The 17,955-nt window shown below is 40.1% G+C and carries 16 protein-coding genes; 3 read left to right on the forward strand and 13 right to left on the reverse strand.

Translation table 11 applies throughout. From position 1 onward, the window contains the following. Positions 1-324 precede the first annotated feature (324 nt). Entirely contained in the window at positions 325-987 is a 663-nt protein-coding gene (locus DTA23_RS11795) for an FKBP-type peptidyl-prolyl cis-trans isomerase (protein ID WP_172462396.1), read from the forward strand. Between the two features lie 79 nt (positions 988-1,066). Here DTA23_RS11795 and DTA23_RS11800 read toward each other — a convergent pair whose 3' ends face one another. The 3 genes from DTA23_RS11800 to DTA23_RS11810 are packed head-to-tail and all read right to left on the reverse strand — an operon-like array spanning position 1,067 to position 4,603. Beyond that, a complete protein-coding gene (locus tag DTA23_RS11800; protein ID WP_112374853.1) occupies positions 1,067-2,239 on the reverse strand; it encodes an ABC transporter permease in 1,173 nt (390 codons plus the stop codon). An 11-nt stretch (positions 2,240-2,250) separates the two neighbouring features. After that, entirely contained in the window at positions 2,251-3,207 is a 957-nt protein-coding gene (locus DTA23_RS11805; protein ID WP_112374854.1) for an HlyD family secretion protein, read from the reverse strand. A 1-nt stretch (position 3,208) separates the two neighbouring features. Next, on the reverse strand, positions 3,209-4,603 hold the full coding sequence (locus DTA23_RS11810; RefSeq protein WP_239468756.1) for a TolC family protein: 1,395 nt from the start codon (positions 4,601-4,603) through the stop codon (positions 3,209-3,211). A gap of 363 nt (positions 4,604-4,966) precedes the next feature. On the opposite strand from DTA23_RS11810, the gene DTA23_RS11815 reads away from it, so the two are divergent. Both DTA23_RS11815 and DTA23_RS11820 read left to right on the forward strand, forming a co-directional pair. Then, positions 4,967-5,734 (forward strand): TatD family hydrolase, encoded by a 768-nt coding sequence (locus tag DTA23_RS11815; protein WP_112374856.1) that lies wholly within the window; start codon positions 4,967-4,969, stop codon positions 5,732-5,734. A 12-nt stretch (positions 5,735-5,746) separates the two neighbouring features. Further along, positions 5,747-6,766, forward strand: a complete 1,020-nt coding sequence (locus DTA23_RS11820) for an asparaginase (protein ID WP_046672745.1) — start codon at positions 5,747-5,749, stop codon at positions 6,764-6,766. Positions 6,767-6,876: 110 nt separating this feature from the next. Here the strand turns inward: DTA23_RS11820 and DTA23_RS11825 are convergent, their stop codons facing one another. The 10 genes from DTA23_RS11825 to DTA23_RS11860 form a co-directional block, all read right to left on the reverse strand. Then, positions 6,877-8,181, reverse strand: coding sequence for a bifunctional folylpolyglutamate synthase/dihydrofolate synthase (locus tag DTA23_RS11825; protein ID WP_112374857.1), 1,305 nt, complete (start codon positions 8,179-8,181; stop codon positions 6,877-6,879). An 11-nt stretch (positions 8,182-8,192) separates the two neighbouring features. Then, positions 8,193-9,020 (reverse strand): energy transducer TonB, encoded by an 828-nt coding sequence (locus DTA23_RS11830; protein WP_046672747.1) that lies wholly within the window; start codon positions 9,018-9,020, stop codon positions 8,193-8,195. A 58-nt stretch (positions 9,021-9,078) separates the two neighbouring features. Next, complete coding sequence (locus DTA23_RS11835) at positions 9,079-9,489, reverse strand: ExbD/TolR family protein (protein WP_046672748.1); 411 nt, start codon at positions 9,487-9,489, stop codon at positions 9,079-9,081. Then, positions 9,489-10,196, reverse strand: coding sequence for a MotA/TolQ/ExbB proton channel family protein (locus DTA23_RS11840; protein ID WP_112374858.1), 708 nt, complete (start codon positions 10,194-10,196; stop codon positions 9,489-9,491). The genes DTA23_RS11835 and DTA23_RS11840 overlap by 1 nt, the downstream gene beginning before the upstream one ends. A gap of 31 nt (positions 10,197-10,227) precedes the next feature. Beyond that, positions 10,228-11,670 (reverse strand): HU domain-containing protein, encoded by a 1,443-nt coding sequence (locus DTA23_RS11845; RefSeq protein WP_112374859.1) that lies wholly within the window; start codon positions 11,668-11,670, stop codon positions 10,228-10,230. A gap of 42 nt (positions 11,671-11,712) precedes the next feature. After that, the gene (locus DTA23_RS29105) at positions 11,713-12,054 is read right to left on the reverse strand and encodes a TonB-dependent receptor (RefSeq protein ID WP_256603538.1); all 342 of its coding nucleotides are present in this window, start codon (positions 12,052-12,054) and stop codon (positions 11,713-11,715) included. A gap of 223 nt (positions 12,055-12,277) precedes the next feature. Further along, on the reverse strand, positions 12,278-12,592 hold the full coding sequence (locus tag DTA23_RS29110; RefSeq protein WP_256603540.1) for a hypothetical protein: 315 nt from the start codon (positions 12,590-12,592) through the stop codon (positions 12,278-12,280). A gap of 85 nt (positions 12,593-12,677) precedes the next feature. After that, positions 12,678-13,403: a hypothetical protein gene (locus tag DTA23_RS29115; RefSeq protein WP_256603541.1), complete on the reverse strand. Its 726-nt coding sequence runs from the start codon at positions 13,401-13,403 to the stop codon at positions 12,678-12,680. Positions 13,404-13,464: 61 nt separating this feature from the next. Continuing rightward, positions 13,465-16,503 (reverse strand): tetratricopeptide repeat protein, encoded by a 3,039-nt coding sequence (locus DTA23_RS11855; RefSeq protein ID WP_112374860.1) that lies wholly within the window; start codon positions 16,501-16,503, stop codon positions 13,465-13,467. Positions 16,504-16,884: 381 nt separating this feature from the next. Then, positions 16,885-17,823 (reverse strand): aspartate carbamoyltransferase catalytic subunit, encoded by a 939-nt coding sequence (locus DTA23_RS11860; protein ID WP_046672752.1) that lies wholly within the window; start codon positions 17,821-17,823, stop codon positions 16,885-16,887. Between the last annotated feature and the right edge of the window lie 132 nt (positions 17,824-17,955).

Consider the following 17,955-nt stretch of genomic DNA (forward strand, 5'->3'; position numbering starts at 1 on the left):
TTTGATGACGTCATGCCAAAAATTCAAAAAGGCTGAAGGTGGTCTTGAGTATAAAATCGTAGATGATAATGCAAAAGAAAAAGCAGTATCAGGCGATTTATTAGCACTTGACATGGTTGTGAAAACGGACAGAGATTCTACAATGCAAAGTACATATGACATGGGAGTCCCTCAAATCGTTCAATTATATCCAGATAGTATCATCGCAAAAAAATCCAGGTGACCCTACTGGTTTATTCAAATACGTAGGTGAAGGCGATAGCTTGGTATTCAAAATCAACTTGGATTCTATGGCTGCTAAAACACACCAACCAAAACCAGAGTTTGCAGATAAATTCATTGTTTATTCGATCAAAAGTCAAAAAACACTTCAAAAAAGGAAAATTGACAGACCAACAATTGGGCGAACAAGTTCAGAAATATTTTGAAGAAGAATTGAACAAACACAAATCTGCTGAACCAGCTAAACTTGAAAAATATATCAAGGATAAAAACTTGAAAACAACAAAAACAGCTTCAGGTCTTCAATACGTAATCACGAAACCTGGAACAGGAACAAATGCAAAAGTAGGTGATTCTATTCATGTGAACTATGTAGGTTCATTAACTACAGGAAAAGTATTTGATACAAATCTTCCAGATGTAGCTAAAAAAGAGAAAGTTTTCAACCCTCAACGTCCTTATGAGGCATTAAAGTTCCAATTAGGTGTTGATGGTGTGATCCCAGGATGGACTGAAGCTTTCCAATTGTTTAACAAAGGTACAAAAGCAACTTTAGTCATTCCTTCATCTTTGGCTTATGGCGATCGCCCTTCAGGTGTTATCCCTCCATATGCTCCTTTAGTATTTGAAGTAGAAGTATTGGATATTAAACCTGGAAAAGTTCCTGCTCCTACAGCAACAACTCCAGGCATGGTAGCGCCTACTGGAACTACTGCTCCAGCGGCAACAGCTCCTGCAACGAAAGCTCCAGCAGCAAAAAAATAATTTGACTGTAAATTTCAGTTAACAAAAAAGCGGTTTCACCAAATTGAAACCGCTTTTTTGTTATTCCTGTTTTTATTGGTTATGCGTTAACCTTCTTATCTTCTTTTTTGATCTTCCGTATTTTTAGCCACAGTATTACTACGGCCAATATAAAACTGATGATCATAATGATGGTTAACGCGATCAGGGCCTTATCGGTATGGTAATTTTCAGCATGCTGAATAAACATTAACCTAAAAATTCGTAGATAATGGGTTGATGGGATTACATTTGCTATTGCCTGTACCCATCCTGGCATTAGACTCGACGGCCAGGTAAAGCCACTCAAGATAAATGCTGGCGTTGCAATGACCATAAGGACTTCTGTCGATTTCAATTGCGAAGGTAGGACAATGCTGACGAGTACACCGATAAAACATACGGCGAGCAGAAAGACGAAAGTACACAGGACAAAGCGCCCAAACTCGGCCTGTAAAGGCATACGGTAATACTGACCAAAACCCCAATATAAAACCAGAATACCAATAGACATCAAAACATAAGGTAATATCTTAACAAGAATAAGCCCAATTGGATTACCGATTTTACGTACAAGCTCTGGAAATGTATTACCTTCAAATTCGGAGGAAAAAGACAAAGCCAAGCCTAAGAGCAAGACCTGCTGCAGCACGGTAATAAGCACTCCCGGCAGCATAAAATACAGGTAATTTCCACTTCGGATATTTTGCTTAACAAAAGTTGTCTTAAAAGGTTCGTACTGCTGTGCAGCAATCTTTGCGGGAACACCACGTTTCATTTGAGCCTGAATCTGTATACCCGCTTTCAACGTCGAGGCACAAACATTAACAGCCATCATGGCTGTATTGGAGGTCAACGTATTGGCACCATCTACGAAAACAGTCATTTCGGGCAAACGTCCCTGTTGTACTCCAGATGCAAAACCCTTAGGAATATGCACAATCGTTGTTGCCTCATATTGCATGGCAATATCTTTTGAATCAAATAAGGACGGTAATACACGGGCAACGTCAATACTCTCATTATCGGAAAGCATATCAATAAATGAACTGCTTAAGGGGCTATTATCCTCATCAACCACAATGATCGGCATATGCGTTACCTTACCTTGTTGATAGACGTGCCCCACCAAAACACCGTACAATACAGGTGCCCCCAGAAAAAGCATCAATAGCACTTTATTATTGAAGAAGAGCTTAAACTCTCGTTGGATCAATTCTAAAAATTTTTTCACAGTCAAGCTCTTTAATTCGCATGGAGAACCACAAGCGTTTTTGTTAACAAATCTTTGCTACCGGCAGCATCTTCAGGGATAACCTTCAATTCAAATACAGCCTGTTGCGGATCGAAATCAGGATAAGCTGAGGCGATGCTTGCATACGAATTTAAGGCTTTAATACTAATCACCTTCGCTTTAACCTTTTTGTGATTCAAATAAGGAATTTCTACCTCCACGACCTCTCCTTTTTGAAGTCTCCCCATTTTATTTTCGGGCAATGTGAATCTAAAATAGGTCGATCGATCGAGGAAACCATTTATAATGGGATAACCAGCCATCGCCAATTCACCGACTTTCAGATTAATCGTCTCCACACTCATGTCCTGTGGAGCAATGACATATTTCTCCTGCGCAGCAACATTGACTTCAGAGATCGCTCCAAGTGCACGTTCTTTTTGCCCCAAGGCCATAATCTGCTGTTCCTGTCTAGCCCCACCCCTTGCTTCAGCTAATTCAGCCTGTGCTGCAAGATATTGATTTTTGGCTCCCTGATATTTGGCGTAGGTCTCGTCGTACTTTTGTTGTGGAATAAGACTGTCCTGCAGAAGGGCATCCAAGCGACCTATAGATTTTTTCGCAAATTCATATTGTTCCTTAAGTCCATCTACCTTCGCTTGCAATTGCACGAGTTGTCCTTTCGTAGCGCCCCGGACTGCCATGTTATATTGTGCATCAGCAGACTGTAGTGCCCCTTTTGCCTGTTCTTCTTTAGCATCCACTTCGGGAATACTCAAAATAGCCAAGGTATCACCCGCATGCACAAAGTCCCCTTCTTCAACCAGAAGCTTCGCAATTTTTCCCGGGACCTTTGTCACAACCGTCACCTGCTCACGCTCCACCTTACCTTCAATAGGCTTCTCCTTCACTTGATTTGTACAAGAAACAAAAATAAACAGCGATAATATCCCATATAAATTCTTCATGTTACTCATGTATAGTTTGTAATAATTTTCCTGATGTATGTAGTAATTCGACCGCAGCAGTACGTTGCTGCAATACATTGTTAAAATAACCCAAATTAACTTTGTACCAATCGTTTTCAGCAGCCAACAACTCCGTAACATCTATTAAGCCGGCTTGATACTGTTTAACAGCCATAGAAAGGTTATTTTCGGCAACTTTCAACTGCTGTTCTCCCACTTTCAACTTTTGGTTGCCAGTCGTATAGGTGACTGTATTCTTGCTCAATAATAGATTTAACTTTTCCTGCGTATCTTCCCGCTTGGTCGTATTGATATGTTGATCGAGTTTGACTTGCTTAATTTTATTGTGATGTTCCCCGCCGGTATAGAGATCCCATTTAACCCCTACGCCGACCATGACATTGGGACTTCCCTTGATGGAATTAAGTGGCAAATTGACTGTACCAAACAGGGGTTGGTCTTTCACCGTGAGTTTAGAATTGAAAACATTCAGATAGTTTGCAGATCCAAAGGCAAAGACAGCAGGAAGAGCTCCCCCCTTTTCTTTTTTATACAGATATTCATACGCTTTTGAAGAAGCATCTAGCGCTTTCAATTCGGATCTTTGTTCGACATCACGTGGTAGCTCTGACAAAAATATAGGTTTAAGTCGATAATGAATTCCACCAACCTCCTGAAAAGACACGCCAGTTTCTTGTTCGATCTTTTGGCACAACAAATCCCGATTGCCAGAAAGTTCTACCTTTTTCTCTTCCAATTCCAGTAATGCCAATTTCAATTTATCTCGATCATAAGGTATTGCAAGTCCATTTTGAATCGCTTTATTCACCTTTTCCTGCTCTTTTTTTAATCGCTTTTCAGAATCTACAATTAATTTATCCACCTCATCCAACAACATTAATTGATCAAATGATGCTATAATATCCTTAGAGAGTGTCTCTCGACTGGCCGATTCTAAATATTGTTGTGCCGCAGCTTTCTCCTGCAATGCTTTTATTCCATTCGGAATCTGTAATCCGGAAAAGATAATCTGCTTTACAGACACTCCCGCATAAGCAGCTTGCCCATGCATACTAAATCCTGTTGCTCCTTCAAACAGGCCTAGGTTCAACAAAGGAATATTAACTGTAGGAATATCAATACTCCCATTGCTATGTACATAACCGTATAGCCCGAGTGCGGAGACGTGCGGCAACCGATTTGCTTTAACACCATCAGCTTCCAGACGTGCTTTATCGACTTCGTAAGCCTTCAATTTCAATTCTTTATTTGTCTGAAAGGCTTTTTGAATAATGTCTTTTATCGATGGGTCAATCAATGATTGCGCATGTAGTTTGTTTATAAACATAACCGACGCCAAAGTCAACAAACCCAGGCATAACCTCTTATTCATCATATGATTCATTTATTCTTATAAAAATAGGACAACAACCGCCTCTTTTATCTATTTAACAGTAAATCTTACGGTATGTTTGACTTCTGACTCTTTTTATTACGACCTATCTTTCCAAGGGGCAATAATAATCGTTACTACTGTCCTCATGGCATGAAGGGGCGGTCCTCCTCCTAATGGCGTTTTCCAAGATACGAAAAAGGAATTCATCTCAATCGAAGGAATCCAGTATTAATTTTCATTTTTGCTAATTAATAAGTTATCTTTGGAGATCGAATTGAAATTTTGGTAATTAAGTCTACCACTTTATTCGATAATAATAAAAACAAGTTTTTACCCTAACCCACTGCTTCCACGCAGAAAACTATGTTGCTTACAGATACACATACACACATTTATTACCATGCAGGAACCGAAAAACTGCAAGAACATCTACAACGTTGCTTTGATAATGGCATACAACGCCTTTTTTTGCCGAATGTGAATAGCGCTTCCATAAAACCTGTATTTGATACCGTAGCAGCTTATCCAGAACATTGTTTTCCCATGCTTGGATTACATCCCTGCGACGTAAAGGAAAACTATGTGGAAGAGTTAGAAACCATCCGAAAGAGCTTGGAAACAAACAAAGTCCATGCCATAGGTGAGATTGGGCTGGATCTTTATTGGGATAAAAGCACGCTTGAAATTCAAAAAGATGCCTTTCGAACTCAGGTTCAATGGGCTAAAGAATTAAATTTACCAATCGATATCCATTGTCGGGAAGCCTTTACTGAATTGTTCGAATTATTGGAAGAACTCCACGACGACAGACTGTTTGGCGTTCTGCACTGCTTTACGGGCAGCCTGGAGCAGGCCCATCATTCGATCGATTTAGGGTTCGCCCTTGGTATTGGCGGGGTCGTTACCTTTAAAAAAGCGGGCTTAGATCAAGTCGTTAAAGAAATCGACTTGAAGCATATCGTTCTTGAGACCGATGCACCCTATCTGGCACCTGTCCCTTTCCGCGGTAAAGAAAATGAGAGCAGCTATTTGGTTTACGTCGCTCAAAAAGTAGCTGATCTGCATCAGATTTCCGTCGAGAAGGTCGCCGAAATCACAACAGAAAATTCAAAACGTATATTTGGTATATAATTTCAAAACTCAATGCATAATATCTTTATTATCTACACAGGTGGGACCATTGGAATGGTTAAAGATGAAACAGGAACATTCGTTCCTTTCGACTTTGAATTGATCAAACGTAATCTCCCTGATTTAAGTCGCTTAGACTATAAGCTGACCGTGCACTCTTTCGAACCTATTATCGATTCATCCAACATGAAGCCTGAAATATGGATTGAAATGGCACAAATTATTAAGGATAACTATGCGAATTACGACGGTTTTGTTATTCTACACGGTTCCGATACAATGGCTTTTACGGCCTCCGTACTGAGCTTTATGTTGGAAGGACTCCAAAAACCGGTCATTTTATCCGGCTCTCAGCTACCTATCGGTGAGATCCGAACGGACGCCAGGGAGAATATGATGACAGCGTTGGAAATCGCTTCGGCGAAGCAGGATGGCATCTCCATTATCCAAGAGGTATGTATTCTTTTCGACAATAAATTATTCCGCGGCAATCGCTCATTTAAATATAATTCGGCCAAATTTGAGGCCTTTAGATCGCCAAACTATCCTGTATTGGTCGAAGCTGGTATTCACCTCAAATACAATACAGATGCTTTATTAAATAATATTGATAAAGAATTTATCCTACATACCAAACTGGACAACAGGGTAGCTGTATTAAAATTATTTCCGGGAATCTCTGCACAAACTATCAAAGCAGTCCTGGATTCCGATGTCCGCTCCATTGTTATGGAAACATTTGGATCGGGCAATACAACCACCGACACCTGGTTTCTGGATTTATTGAAGGAAGCCATTGAACAAGGTAAAAATATCCTCAACATTTCACAATGTAAAGTAGGGTCTGTTGAATTAGGTCGTTATGAGACTTCACAAGGACTTAAATCTATCGGCGTGCTCAATGGCTACGACCTTACATTTGAAGCGGCAGTAACTAAATTGATGTATCTTCAAGGTGAGTTAGAAGATCAAAAAGAAGTCGCCTATTGGATTGAAAAGGATATTCGTGGTGAATTGACAATCAATGACTAATGACCAACGGTACAAAAGTATAAAAAGGGAGCTGCACGTCATGCAGCTCCCTTTTTATGATCAATTTCTAATTCCTCCCGCAGATTTATTTGCGAGAAAAGGTGATATTCCTAGTCGTGCGTCAAACTAGCCAGCACTTCCGCAACAACAAAATTGCTTCCGCCAACAAAAATTAGGTTACCTTGCTGATACGCCTCTTTTGCTGCATCAAACGCGGCTTCCACGGATGGATAATCGAGTCCAACTAGACCAAATTCCAAAGCTTCTTTTCGCAACACATCCGCTGGCATTGCACGCGGCATATCCGGAGCGGAGAAATAATAGATTGCATCCTTCGGCAGATAAGGCAACATATGGGATAAATCCTTATCACGCATTGCCCCTATCACAAAGTGCAATTTATCATAAACCGTTGTCGCCAAATTTTTGAGCACTTCATGAATTCCGTCCTCGTTATGCCCTGTATCGCAGATGATAAATGGATCCTTAGACAATTGTTGCCACCGCCCTTGAATTCCTGTACTTGTTTGCACGTTTTTCAGCGCGCGATGAATATGTTGATCACTGATCTCAAAGCCCAGTTGACGTAACTCATCCACAGCTAATAACACGCCGGCAAGATTTTTCACCTGATAAGAGCCTTTAAGATCGAGCTGATATGTTGCTTGATGACCGTTAGGATCAATAGCCTGCACTGTTAAATAATCTTGGTCGACTGCCAGCATCTTGGTCTCATACTTGTCAGAAGCGAATTGTATCGGCGCATGCTCCATCGCTGCTTTATCCACAAACACAGCAGCCGTTTCTTCGGCATATTCCGAAATAACGACAGGTGTATCTCTTTTGATAATTCCCGCCTTCTCCGCAGCAATTTCTGCCAGTGTATTACCGAGAAGATTCATGTGATCAAAACCGATATTGGTAATTACGGACAGCAAAGGCTGAATAATATTGGTGCTATCCAAACGCCCGCCAAGGCCGACTTCAATGACAGCGATATCAACCTTTTTCTTCTCGAAATAATCAAAAGCCATGGCTACAGTAATTTCGAAAAAGGATGGACTGACTTCTTCTATAAGCTCGCGATGGGTATTGACAAAATCGACAACAAATTCTTGCTCACATAACTTTCCATTGACACGAATACGTTCTCTGAAATCCAGTAAATGTGGTGAAGTATAGAGACCGGTCTTATAGCCTGCTTCGGCCAAAATAGCGGCCAACATATGGGAGGTAGATCCCTTTCCGTTTGTGCCAGCAATATGTAAAGTTTTGAATTTTCGCTGTGGGTCGTCCAACGCAGCGCAAAGTTTGATGGTATTGTCAAGGTCTTTTTTGAAGGCAGAGGCGCCATCCCTTGTAAACATAGGCAATCGAGTATACAGATACTCAATTGCCTCATTATAAGCATTCATGTGAATGATTTTTATCTTAATCTAAAATTGAACACAATCCGTCCCGTCTGTGAGTCGGGAGCATTCGGCAATTGGTTTAGCCTAGCGCCACGTACAGCACGCTCACATTTCTCCAATAACGATGGATCGGTGATCGTCGTTCCTTTTACACCAGCACGCGCATAGGTGATAACCCCTTGCTTATTGACTCTAAACTCCACAGCAACCTTTCCTGCTTGCTGTCCATTGTCGTCGATACTTGGCCGTTGCGTAAAGCTTCGGTTTTCAATAGACAACATCATGTTACCGTTTCCAGATCCTCCTTCGCCATAATTACTTGCTAAAGGATCACCTAGTTTGGAACCTTGATTTCCAGGTGTTGTTCCTGTACCATCACCAGCTCCTTTACCATTATTTTTATTCCCTTTAAAAAGTGCTTTAGCGTTTGCCTGCGGAGCCACTTCCTTCACTTCTTTGGTGGTTTCAGGCGCCTTTGATACTACCTTTTTTTCGGTTTTTGTTACCGCAGGAGCATCTTCCAGATCTTGCGTAGCGACTGCCTTCTCCGCAACTTGTTGCGTTGGAGTTGGGGTAGGTGTTTCGACAGGATCGATACGGTCTGGGCGCTCATTATTCGCATTGGGATCTACAGAAGGTTCCTCAACGCTCATATAGTCATCCCCCATACCTTCGGGTGATGTCCCATAATTAACGATCATTCCCCCCATTCCATATTCATCCGGAGCCTGTGCCTTAAAAACAACAAAAAAACCAATCAAGAGCAACGATGCCATGACTAGAGTCGATATCCCCAGCGCTTTGGGGAAATTATTTTCTTCATGTTGAAGATGATATCTCATCGCATTAATCTCCTATATTAACATATGAACAATAAACTCTCAAAAAGTTTAATTATTCTTACTTATCTTTTTTGGGTTCTGTTGCCAATACCACTTTAATCTTCAATCGATTAGCTACATCCATAACAGAAATAACATTTTGAATAGGAACCGTATTATCGACATAGAGCATAATTGTCACTTCCTCGCCTGCAGCCATTTGGGATTGAATTGCAGCCTCCAATCCTTCAATTGGAACGGGTGTTTTATCAATAAAATAGCCCAAATCTTTTGTAATCGATACCGTGACGGTCTTTTTAGCAACAGATTGTTCTCCCGCACTTGACTTTGGCAACAATAGCTTCACCACTTGCGGATTAGAAACTGCAGAAGCCAACAGGAAGAATAACATCAGGAAAAACATGATATCATTCAGCGCTGAAGTATGTACTTCCGCAGATGGTTTATTTTTTCTACTTCGTAAGTTCATTATCTTCCGGGTTCATCCAATAAATCAATAAATTCTACTGCATCCGTTTCCATCCGTAAAATCAATCGTTCCACCATCATATTCAGGATATGGTAGCCTAAATAAGCTAAGATACCCACCGCAAGACCTGATGCAGACGATACCATTTTTACATATAGTCCCCCAGATACAGAAGCAATATCAATACCACCTGCTAATTCCACGTCGTGGAAAATCTTAATTACTCCAAAGATTGTACCTACGAAACCAAGCATAGGGGCAATACCAGCAATAATACCCAAAATATTGATGTTCTTTTCTAACTTGGCAACTTCCAATTTACCCACGTTTTCGATCGCTCCTTCAATATCTTTGATCGGTCTGCCGACACGCAATAAGCCTTTTTGCAACATGCGTCCCAAAGCTGAGTTACTTGAACGAACTACAGCTAACGCTGAATCCAAGTTCCCCGACAACACATTTGCCTTTACTTGCGACATTAAGCTGTTATCATATTTTGCAGCACGACGAATCGTCAAATAACGCTCAAAAAAGATAACCAATCCAATAAAGAACAACAGTAAGATTGGAACCATAATCCATCCCCCTTTGATCATCATATCGATCAAACTCATGTTTTCTGTAGGCGCAGCAGCAGGTAATGGTTGTTGTGCAGCTTGATTAAACGAATCCACAGCAACCCGTGCTGTATCTTGTACTAATGACATAATTATTAATAGTTTTATATAGTTTTAACTTTTATAAGATCTTTTCTACCCAAGCATCCTTAATTTTATTGAGTACCGACTTCTTCGCAAGCTGTGCTTCCTCATTTGTCATGTAGGTATTTAAGATAATTTTCTTTCTATCTTTTTTATTTTTCCCTTCAACTGCCCGTGCTGTTTTATAGCCCATCGCACGAAGACGTTGTGCCTCCTGCTCGGCGCTTGCCATAGTTTTTGCTGATCCAATGACCACCTGGTATCGCGGTTGAGCAACAGGAATGGACTCCTTAATCACAGGATTTGCTTCCAGAACCGGAGGTTTTGCTGCAGCATTGGTCGCTGGTACAGCAGCTGTCTTTTTAACAGAATCGGCTACATTACGCTTAACCAATGAATCGACTTGCTTTAAACTATCGGCTTGCGTATTGGACAAGGTATCAGCAGGTATGATCGGCTTTTGTTGAACAAGGGTATCTGCCGTCTTTACGACAGGTTTGGTCGACCCGAATAACGAATCCTTTAATGCAGGATTGGTGTAAACGACCGCAACAGCAACCATTGCCAGCACAATAATTCCAGTCATCCAATACCAGATCGCATTTGAATTACGCGGCTCTTCCTCATAGATATTTGGTGCATATGCCGAATTGGCGTTAGCCGACGCAATAGCACCGATTTCTTTTTTTGAAGTGATTTCTTCCTCTGGAGTAACCGATTGATTACTACCAGCTATCAAAGCTGCCTCCACAGGTTCAAGCTCCTCCGTTTCCTCTTTTGTTAATGGAGATTCTTCGGTTTCATCATCATTAAGATCATTTGCCAATTCAGTTTCCTGTACAGTCTCATTCAATACAGGATCCTTTACAACGGCCGGCTCGTGTGCTGTTTCAGTTTCCTCTTCAACCTCGATCGTTTCGTCTTGATCATCTGCCGTATCCGAAATAGACTCCCCGACAGGCTCTATGTTATGATCAGCTTCCACTACAGGATCTTCTTCAACAACAGGGTCATCTTCAACAGCTAAGTTCGTAAGTTCTTCTTCTTTCGCTTCTTCCAAAGAAGAAACGACTGTTTCAATCTCTGGTGCAACAAGATTTGTAACGGGCTGGAAATCGAATCCAGATAGATCCAAGGGTTTGAAGACTAAACTTGCGCCATAACTAATCAATAAGCCAAGATCATCCAATTTGACCTGTCCAAATTGCCCCAAATCAGCCCGCAGGTTCTCAACAGTTTCCGACAAGATCTGTTGTGCCTGATTTAGGCCCAAGTTTTCCTGCTGTTGGATATAATGAACAATATTAAACCCATGTTGAGCAGAGTAGTCCAGCTCAACATAAGAAATTGGTGGCAAAAACACATTATTTTGTTTATCGAACTGAGCCGGAGAATGAATTCGTTTGAACACACCTATTCCGGGCACGTATACTTCCGCATAACGTTTTAATAAACTATTGATGTTTTTGCCTAGATTCATCGCGCACTATGTTTTAAGATGCAAATTTATAATCTTAATTCGTTAAAACGAATAATTAAGACCACCAATTACATTAAAGCCCAATCTTGGGTAATACATATAACGTTCGTATTCTTTTCCAAAAATGTTATTTGCTTTGACGAAAATACCAAATTGTTTTTTGATTCGGTATTCTGCGCCCGCATTAAGATCAGCAAATGAACCTATTGTTGCCTTATGCCCACTGTTGGCAATACGACTGCCATCTGTGTTATAATCATAAATATATGCATAGGTATTGCCTTGTGTAGAAAGTTCAGCATCTACGAAAAATTTATCGGAAATATTGAAGCGTGCATTAAGCTTGCATGCGGAATTTGGGCAAGCCCCATGCTTCTTCCTCATCACTCAATTTATAATCGTCTATATACACTTTTCCGCCTAGATTAACCAGCTGTGAAAGACGTACATTGATTTCTTCCTTCCAATCCCATATGTTTAGCCTTATTGATCACGGCCATCATAAACGACATCAAAAGCCCAAGGCACATAACCATTTTGACTATCGCCAAATGCACTATTTTTAAATAAAGGCAGTCCTTCAATCTGCTTGTAGAATACCTTTACTTTATAACCAAATGTTGCACCGGCATTTCCTTTTTAAACCTGCATAAACATTCATTTTCTCAATCGAGTTGATCATTTTAGCGTTAGGAGCCAAATACGGATTTTCTTTAGCGAAACTACGGAAAGAAGCTTGTTTTACGCCACCATTAATCCCGGCAAACAAAGAGATGTATTCAGGTGCCAATGCAAAATCAGCCTCCACCGATGGGAAAATATTGAATCTTGAGCTATCGCCAAATTCAGAAGTTAAATTCGCACCCAAGGTTACGTTATAGTTGTCGCCCTTAAAACGAATATATGGATTGATAACCGCCAATGATTTTTTACCTCAGCGCTATCTTTCACGTTATTCATTGTCACGCTTAAATTTGCCCCAACATTGAATGCACTTAAACGCTTATTCAAATACCGGATAATGCGATCGAATTTTCTTTGGCTTTGTAGGCATCTTTAAACAAATAGCCATCAACTTTTGCGGAATAGCTTAATGCCTGCTCATTCTTCGGATCCACATTACTTGAGAGCTCTCCATTCAAATAGATATCTGTAAAGGTCTGTTTATCCGGAGTTGTATTCAACAAAGTTGTTCCCGATTGGTCAAAAGTCTGACCATAGAAATTCGTTCCATAACGATTGTATCCGATGGTACCTTTAACGGTTACGGCATCCAATACACGGCGACCAAAGATACCGATATCCTGTGTACTGAACTTCTGTCCATCAATATTACCCTTTTGGCTCAAATGCTTTGCAAATAAGCCAAATCGTGTGTTTTCAAACTGCTCAGAAGCTAAATAAGCCTCTCCCAATATACTGTTATAGTTACCGATACCAAATTTGACATAGTTGCTACTATGCTCAAAAGGTTGCGCAAAAGGAATCTCCTGTACATTCAATTGTTTCAACCCCGTATTGATATCCAATTTCTTGTCCAAAATATTGTTGTAGGACAATTTGGGTTGGTATTCCCGTTTGTTGGTCATATCCGGACTGCGGCGGATTTTTACAGCATCCGCAAGAATTGGTTTATAATCACGAACAACATCAAAAGAATCGATAGTGACCGGTTTTTCAGGATCATTCTTCTTGCCTGTTTCCTGTGCAAAAGAATTCAATCCCACGCCCATCAAAAAGCGCTGCTAAAGTATATTTCTTCACGTTTCTATTTTGCAACTTCTTCATTGTATCCTATTTCTTTTTGTTGTTCAATTTATTTAGACGTTCTTTTGCTGCTGGCAAAATATCATCTTTCGCATCATAGTTATCCACAATCGATTCAAGTGTAGCTTTTGCTTGGAAAGTATCCCCCTTACCTGCATAAGCATCTGCCATAGTGATAAAACTTTTCGCTACCCAATATTCGTACGAAGAGAAATTATCAGATAGATCCATAGCTGTCTTAATACAAGCATCGTATTGTTTATTTTCCAATTGAAGCACTGCAACATTGTATTTTGCTTCTGCACCGAAGACGGTACGGCTCTTCAATGCTGCTAAACTGAATTCTTTCATGGCTTCAGTTTTCTTATTCTGCTTCACATAACATTTGCCGGCATACAAGAAGGCATTTGCGATCTCCTCTTCCGAAGACTTCTCGTAATTCTTGACAGCATTGGTATAATTTAAGGCTTCTTTATAATCCCCAATCTGAAAATAAGAGACCATTAAGTTATTGATTGCGAAACCATAGTTAGCCTTATACTCAGAAGTAAGCTCCAGTTTTTTCAACAACTGTGTCGCTTCGTTATATTTCTTTTGTTTCAAATATAAATTGGAAACCGAAATCAACGTGCGTTCTGTATAAGGAGACGTCCAGTCATTCAAGATAATATTGTAATCATGTAATGCATCTTCTGTATTACCCAGAGCTGCGTTACTTTCAGCACGAACAAAACGTGCATATTTCTCTTGATTTGGTTTCGGGAATTTGTCGAAATATGCATTTACAGCTTCCACCGCCCCTTGATAATTACCTCTGGAGAATAAAGTCGTCGCAGTCGAGAATGAGCGTGAATCTTGTTCAGATTTCGAAACGTCACCTAAATTTGTTCCCATTGCATATTTGATATATCCTGTTGCATCGCCTTTGTCCAAATAGATGTTCTCAATGGAACGCATGGCCTGTCTTGCTTCATCTGTTGATGCATATTGGTCAACTACACGTTGGAAAGTTGCCAATGCAGCATCATTGTTATCTTGATTATATTGAACCAGACCAATCGTCACCAAAGCACGTGGCACATAACTACTGCGCGGATATTTTTCAACCATTGTTTGAAGGCCTGCAATTGCCTGATCACTTTCTCCCATCAAGAAACGTGTATAAGGAATCTCAAAAGCAATATCGTCGGCATAATTCGAACTCGGGAATTGCGCAATAACAGCATTCAATGTTGAAATTTTACCATTGTTATCCCCTTGTAATCCTTGAATAATACCACGTTGGAATAAAGCGTAATCCTGGCTAGGAGCTTTAGAAGAGATTAACTTATTGTATTCTGTTAATGCTCTACCGTAGTTTTTCGAAGAGAAATAAGAATCACCTAAGCGTGCAATTGCATCATTACGTGTATTCATTTCAATTCCTTTCGAACCACCAGACGCTAAGAAACGCTCGAAGTAATTTGCCGCCGTGCTGTAGTTACCATTACGGAAAGCCGCATAGGCTAACGCATAATTGGCATAGCCATACACATCCGTTTTGCTAGCTCCCGGCAAGCGTAAGAATTTATTGAAATTTGTAACCGCTTCACCATATTTACGAACTTCGTACATGGCTTCCGCTTTCCAATAGGTGGCTAAAGCGTAAATTTCCTCGTCATAACGGAACTCTTCGGAGCGCATGAATAGGGAAATTGCATTTTCAAAAGCACGCTCGTTATAATATTCCAAACCTCTGTAGTAGGTTACCTTTTGATAAGCTGCGTTTGCTTCTTTTCCACGTTTAGGGATAGATTCCAAAATATCAACTGCTTCGCGGTAGTTTTTTGTACTCAACAATACTTCAGCAAGTAAAGTTTTCGCTTCCTCCAAACGTTTCGATTTTGGATACGTTTTCAAGTATTCTTGTGTAGAAGCCAAAGCCACTTGGTGGAATTCCAACTCATACGAAAGCTTAGCATAGTTGAATAAGCCCTCTTCTTGCATTGCCGGATCAAAATCCAATTTCGAAGCCCGGAAAAATGCATTACGCGCAGATTGCTTATTGCCTTTCTTCAAGAAAGCATCACCTAGGGTAATCATCGCAGACTGATAATAAGCGTCAGGCTCGGTCATTTTTTCCAATTCCGTGATCGCTTTATCGTAATCCTTCAATTTGTAAGCGATGTAACCGATTTGGTAGCTATCCTGATTATTCTGCGTCTTACCTTGATCTTGTGCCTGGAATTTATCGTAATACTCTTTTGATGTTTTTAAATCACCTTTGATAAAGTATGTTGCCGCTATAATACGGAACATCTCTGTTTCATTTTCTTGTTTTGTCCGCGACAAAATTGGCAATGCATAATCCAATACATCGTCGTAGCGTTTATCCAAGAAATACAAAGCAGTGATATAATAGGGGTAACTATTTTCGAATTGTTTGGATCCATTCAAACGCTCAAATTCATTCAACGCCGTTTTATACTCGGCGTCTAAGTAAGAAAGATACGCGTAATAATAGATGGAAGCTTCCTGAAATTCAGTTTTTTGATCTTTCAATCCTTCAAATAATGGTTTCGCCGTTTTATAGTCTTTAGTCATAAAGGAAGCGTATCCATATTTAAAGCGATATTCTACATTTTCTTTACCTGCTAAATTTTTGCTATCGATCTTATTAAACCACTCTAAGGCCTTAACATAATCTTTTTTAGCATAATAGGATTTACCGATTTGAAAATAAGCTGCTTTAGCATTTGCACTGACAGGGAAATCCTTAATGTATTTCAGAAAACGGTTTTCGGCATCAGATTCGCCCAATTCCAGTGCGCAAACTGCTTGATAATACCGTACGTTCTCTTTCAACAAAGAAAGTTCCTCTGTTTCGTCCAATTGCAAGTTGGATTTTGTCCGCAAAGCTTCAACACGGTCAAATTGGGCTGAAGCAGAACTAAATTTTCCGCGTTCATACAATTCCATTCCTGTTTTGTACGCCTTGTTGATTTGTTGCCATTCTGTCTGTTGCGCTAATGCTGGCGTCGCCATAACGGTTAATGCAACTCCCACCTGGTAAATCTTCTTATACATAATATGTGAAACCTTAATATGTTATTTATCTGCAAATGTAAATGAATCTCCCTCCAACCCGCGATAAATTTGCTTTAACCGGCGAATTTATCAAAAGCTTCTCAGCCATGAAAGGCTTTAAGATAGCCCCAAATTTATTGAAAATCAATTCAAATCTCCACTTCTTAGGGAGATAGTTTTATTCATATTACTAAATTATACTTTAATTGAGCTATTTTACACAAAAGTTATTAACATCTGTGAATAATCCTGTATTATAACGGAAATTTTGCACAAAAAATATGCCCGACAAAAAATAAAGTCAGGCATACTATTGTAGCATTAGAAAACAGTGTTATTTAGTCTCCCACGTGCATTAACGCAGGGCGAAACCAATTTCAACTATCCGCGTTGCCCTGCTAGTAGATACAAGACAGCCATGCGCACAGCAACACCATTTTCAACCTGATCCAAAATAATTGAATGTTCGCTGTCCGCGACATCCGATGTGATTTCGACCCCTCGATTGATTGGTCCGGGGTGCATAATTGTAATTGGCTTCTCTAAAGAATCCAAAATCTCTTTATTCAATCCATATAGCATGGAATATTCTCTTAAGGAAGGGAAATAGGCAATATCCTGACGCTCCAATTGAATCCGTAACATATTTGCAACATCGCACCAGTTCAGCGCTTTTCTCAAATCATGCTCTACCTTTACACCCAATGAGGTAATATGTTTAGGAATTAATGTGGTCGGACCACAAACCATCACTTCAGCACCTTGCTTTTGAAGACATAAGATATTCGACAAGGCAACGCGTGAATGTGTGATATCCCCAACAATAGCTACTTTACGACCAGCTACATCGCCATAGCGTTCACGAATTGAAAATGAATCAAGCAAAGCTTGTGTAGGGTGTTCATGTGCTCCGTCACCTGCATTGACAATCTGTGCATCAACATGTTTACTTAGAAATACCCCAGCCCCAGCATAGGGATGTCGCATTACAATCATATCAACCTTCATGGCCAGAATATTGTTCACCGTATCGATGAGTGTCTCCCCCTTACTTACGGAAGAGGAGGATGCTGCAAAATTCACGATATCCGCAGAAAGCCTCTTTTCAGCTAGTTCAAAAGACAAGCGTGTACGTGTAGAATTTTCAAAAAACACGTTGGCAATCGTAATATCCCGTAATGACGGAACCTTTTTAATTGGCCTATTTAATACCTCTTTGAAATTACTTGCTGTATCCAGGATCAATTGGATATCGTTCTCATTTAGATCTTTGATCCCCAATAAATGGCGGGTACTTAATTGTTCTGCTACAGATGACATTTTATAGTATATTCAAATATTTACTAATCATTTTTTTTCTGAAAGTGTCTGATCTTATTGGCCAGAAAGAACCTTCAGTTTGCTTTCATTGCTGTTGGCGTCTGCGAAGTCATGAAGGTTTTATTGAAAGTG

It is taken from the genome of Sphingobacterium multivorum, from assembly GCF_900457465.1.
GTDB lineage: Bacteria > Bacteroidota > Bacteroidia > Sphingobacteriales > Sphingobacteriaceae > Sphingobacterium > Sphingobacterium multivorum.

Bases quoted from the DNA above. Each gene is read 5' to 3' on its own strand.
- DTA23_RS29105 (WP_256603538.1), bottom strand. From the start codon at position 12,054: ATGAGGAAGAAGCATGGGGCTTGCCCAAATTCCGCATGCAAGCTTAAT.
- DTA23_RS11820 (WP_046672745.1), top strand. From the start codon at position 5,747: ATGCATAATATCTTTATTATCTACACAGGTGGGACCATTGGAATGGTT.
- DTA23_RS11825 (WP_112374857.1), bottom strand. From the start codon at position 8,181: ATGAATGCTTATAATGAGGCAATTGAGTATCTGTATACTCGATTGCCT.
- DTA23_RS11855 (WP_112374860.1), bottom strand. From the start codon at position 16,503: ATGTATAAGAAGATTTACCAGGTGGGAGTTGCATTAACCGTTATGGCG.
- DTA23_RS11835 (WP_046672748.1), bottom strand. From the start codon at position 9,489: ATGAACTTACGAAGTAGAAAAAATAAACCATCTGCGGAAGTACATACT.
- DTA23_RS11815 (WP_112374856.1), top strand. From the start codon at position 4,967: ATGTTGCTTACAGATACACATACACACATTTATTACCATGCAGGAACC.
- DTA23_RS11860 (WP_046672752.1), bottom strand. From the start codon at position 17,823: ATGTCATCTGTAGCAGAACAATTAAGTACCCGCCATTTATTGGGGATC.
- DTA23_RS11830 (WP_046672747.1), bottom strand. From the start codon at position 9,020: ATGAGATATCATCTTCAACATGAAGAAAATAATTTCCCCAAAGCGCTG.
- DTA23_RS11810 (WP_239468756.1), bottom strand. From the start codon at position 4,603: ATGATGAATAAGAGGTTATGCCTGGGTTTGTTGACTTTGGCGTCGGTT.
- DTA23_RS29115 (WP_256603541.1), bottom strand. From the start codon at position 13,403: ATGGGCGTGGGATTGAATTCTTTTGCACAGGAAACAGGCAAGAAGAAT.
- DTA23_RS11805 (WP_112374854.1), bottom strand. From the start codon at position 3,207: ATGAAGAATTTATATGGGATATTATCGCTGTTTATTTTTGTTTCTTGT.
- DTA23_RS11845 (WP_112374859.1), bottom strand. From the start codon at position 11,670: ATGAATCTAGGCAAAAACATCAATAGTTTATTAAAACGTTATGCGGAA.
- DTA23_RS11840 (WP_112374858.1), bottom strand. From the start codon at position 10,196: ATGTCATTAGTACAAGATACAGCACGGGTTGCTGTGGATTCGTTTAAT.